Annotated in this window: 3 protein-coding genes; all 3 read right to left on the bottom strand. The window is 62.9% G+C overall.

The features are described from left to right. Nucleotides 1-206, bottom strand: a 206-nt coding sequence (locus tag KDH09_09285) for a hypothetical protein (protein ID MCB0219873.1), incomplete at its 3' end; no start/stop codon positions are given. Nucleotides 207-356: 150 nt separating this feature from the next. Then, a complete protein-coding gene (locus KDH09_09280) occupies nt 357-1,754 on the bottom strand; it encodes a sigma 54-interacting transcriptional regulator (protein MCB0219872.1) in 1,398 nt (465 codons plus the stop codon). A 261-nt stretch (nt 1,755-2,015) separates the two neighbouring features. Further along, nucleotides 2,016-3,200, bottom strand: coding sequence for a VWA containing CoxE family protein (locus tag KDH09_09275; GenBank protein ID MCB0219871.1), 1,185 nt, complete (start codon nt 3,198-3,200; stop codon nt 2,016-2,018). Nucleotides 3,201-3,288 lie beyond the last annotated feature (88 nt).

The following is a 3,288-nucleotide window of genomic DNA, read 5'->3' as shown; positions in this document are numbered from 1 at the left end:
TGGCGGCTGGGCATCTCGAAGCCGTTGCGCATCATCCAGTCCAGGGCTTCCTGGGTGGAGAAACCGTGGATCAGGTTGTTGGAGAGTTCCTGGAAGAAATCCTTCACATCCTCGCGCGAGGTGGCCCCGGGCTTGGTGCCCGGCGTCGCATCGGGGTCGTACTCGAATTGCGAGCCGTCCCATTTGCTGTAGCGGAAGATGCGCAAGGAATGTTCTTCCTTTCACGCTCCCCCTTCGGGGGAGCTGTCAGGCAAAGCCGGACTGAGGGGGTAGTTGCTCGCCGCTCGGCAGACCCCCTCCGGGCTTTGCCCACCTCCCCCGGAGGGGGAGGGTATTTTGCCGGGGCCTCCCGGCCCCTACCGGTACACCACCGACCCGTCCTTAAGCTCCTTGTTGAGCTTGTTGGACAGATGCAGCCCTTCGAGGATGAACTCGATGGCGCAGGCCACCAGGCCGGGTGAATCATCCTTGCCGAGCAGCTTGGCCACCGCGGCGCGCAGGCCCTTGATCTGATCGACGCCCTGCATGTACTCGGCCGAGGGCATCTCGTCGGAGACTTCCACGCCCCAGCCCTCGTTGAAGGCGGTGACCACCTCGGTCAGCTCCTGGGGCTTGAAGGTCTCGTTGAAGACGGTGTGCACCGCCTTCTGAATCAGCTCGCCGATGATCTCGGCCTCGCTGGTTTCCTCGCCGGTGTATTCGAGTTCCACCTTGCCCATGGTGGAGGCGATGAGCGCGCGCAGATCGGAGATGCGCGGCACGATTTCGGATTCGTCGCAGAGAATCGCGCGGCGCTCGGCATTGGCCAGCATGGATTCGTAGTTGGCGATGGAGACGCGCACCGAAACGCCCGAGCGCTGGTCGATGGCAGGGCTGCGCCGCGCCTGCCCGGTGAGCTCGGCGACGATCTTGCGCATGAATCCGGGCACCTTCTGGGCCATGCCCGGCACGGCCAGATCGTGGCGCTCGCCCTCGATCACCTGTTCTTCGAGTGCGCGCTCACGCGGATAGTGGGTGCGGATGAGCGCGTCGTAGCGATCTTTGAGCGGCGTGATGATGCGGCCGCGGTTGGTGTAGTCCTCGGGGTTGGCCGTGGCGACGACCACCACGTCCAGCGGCAGGCGAACCTTGTAGCCCTTGATCTGCACGTCGCGTTCTTCGAGCACGTTGAACAGGGCGACCTGTACTTTTTCGGGCAGGTCGGGGAGCTCGTTGATCGCGAAGATGCCGCGGTTGGTGCGCGGAATCAGGCCAAAGTGAATGGTTCGCTCGTCGGCGAGGTAGCGACCCTCTGCAACGCGGATGGGATCGATCTCGCCGATGAGGTCCGCGGTGCTCACGTCCGGCGTGGCGAGCTTTTCGGCGTAGCGTTCCTCGCGACTGACCCAGGCGATGGGCAGCTTGTCGGCATCCTTTGCCAGGCGGTCCTTGCCGTCGCTGGAGATGGGATCGAAGGGCGAGTCGTTTACTTCGCTTCCCTCGATGACGGGAATCCATTCGTCGAGCAGCGAGGTGAGCGAGCGGATGATGCGTGTCTTGGCCTGCCCGCGCTCGCCCAGCAGCAGGATGTTGTGCCCGGCCAGGATCGCGTTGACGAGCTGGGGCACGACGGTCTCGTCGTAGCCATAGACGCCGGGGAACAGGCGCTCGCCGGCGCGGAGCTTGCGGATCAGGTTGCGGCGCATCTCCTCGCGAATGGGGAGGGCCTGATACTCGGAGGCCCTGAGCTCGCCGAGGGTCTTCTGCGTGGGCATGGGCTGGCTTGCCATGAATCGGTTCCTTCCGGATGCATGTTCAGAACCACAATTTTCCGTACCCAAAAAGGGTACCGGAAAGCTTTCCGGGAAGGCAAACGCGCTGGCCCGGCAGGGGCCTTCAATCAATGAATCTATCAATATGTTGTCATTCTGAGGGACGTGAAGCGTCCCGAAGAATCGCGTTCACGCCGTCTCCACGCGATCCTTCGCGGTGCTCAGGATGACAGGTTTCGATGGCTTTCAATTATGAGACGCGCGTCAGTGCTTTTTGCCGGTAACGAGGAACTTCGCGGCTTCTTCCATGCCCTCAAGGGTCAGGGGAAACATGGGGAAGACGCGCTGAATGTAGCGGGTCGAGTCGGTCATGTTCCAGGCGCGCTGCGGCTCGGGGTTGAGCCAGACGCTGCTGGGAAACTGCTCGTGGATTTTGCTGAGCCACTTGATGCCGGGCAGGTCGTTTCGCTGGAAGTAATCGATGGAACCGTCGACGGCGAGCAGCTCGCTGAGCGCCATGGCGGCATCGCCGACGAAGAGCACCTTGCTCTTGGGGTCGGCCTCGTTGAGGATCTGCGCCGTGTCGATGCGCTCGTTCTTGTCAAAGCTCTTCCACACCTGCTGGTAGACGCAGTTGTGAAAGTAGTAATGGTCGACCTGCTTGAAGAGCCCGCGCGCCGCCGAAAACAGCAGGTCGGCCATCTTGGCATGGGGCCACATGGAACCGCCGGCATCGAGGAACAGGATTACCTTCACCCTGTTGCGGCGCTCGGCTTCGAAGACGAGTTCGATGTCGCCGCCGCCGCGCGCGCTGGCGTCAATGCTCTTTTCCAGGCTGAGCTGGTCTTCGGGGCCTTCGGCCACCATCACCTTCAGCCGGCGAAGCGCGGCCTGGATCTGGCGCGTATCGAGCACGCGGCCGCCCGACAGGTCCTCAAAGCGTCGCTTGGTGGCGACTTGAATGGCGCGCCGGTGGCGGCCCTGCTCGTTCTCGCCCACGCGCAGGCCCTGGGGATTGTCGCCCATCTCTCCGGTGGGAGAGCGCCCGCCCGTGCCGATCTGCTTGTTGCCGCCCACGTGCTCGTCGTAGTGGCCGGTGCGGTATTTCTCTTCGAAGCGTGCGCGCAGTTCCGAGAGGTTGAGCTTCTTGAGCTTGGCCAGCTCTTCGGGGCTGAGGTTGAGCTCCTCATCTGGGGCCTTCATGCCGGCCAGAATGGTGGCGAGCATTTCCTCGCTGGTCTCGAAGCGGGAGAAGAATTCCCCGAAGGCCCGGTCGAAAATGTCGTAGTGCTGCTCGGTCTTTACCAGCAGCCCGCGCGAGAGGTAGTAGAAATCCAGCAGCGAGGAATCGGCCAGATCCTTCTCCAGCGCCTCGTGCAGGGTCATCCACTCGGTCGGCGTGACCGGCAGCCCCATCCCCTTGAGCATGTAAAAAAACGGTTCCAGCATTGTCTCAACCGGGCGCCCATCTTGCGCCCGGGCAAGCTTACCCGTAGACTGGCTTCCATGCGAACCCTTGCGGCAGCGATTCTTCTGG

The organism is Chrysiogenia bacterium (assembly GCA_020434085.1).
In the GTDB taxonomy this organism is placed as follows: Bacteria; JAGRBM01; JAGRBM01; order JAGRBM01; family JAGRBM01; genus JAGRBM01.
The sequence above is the reverse complement of the archived record's forward strand: the minus strand, read 5'-3'. Positions and strand labels throughout refer to the sequence as shown.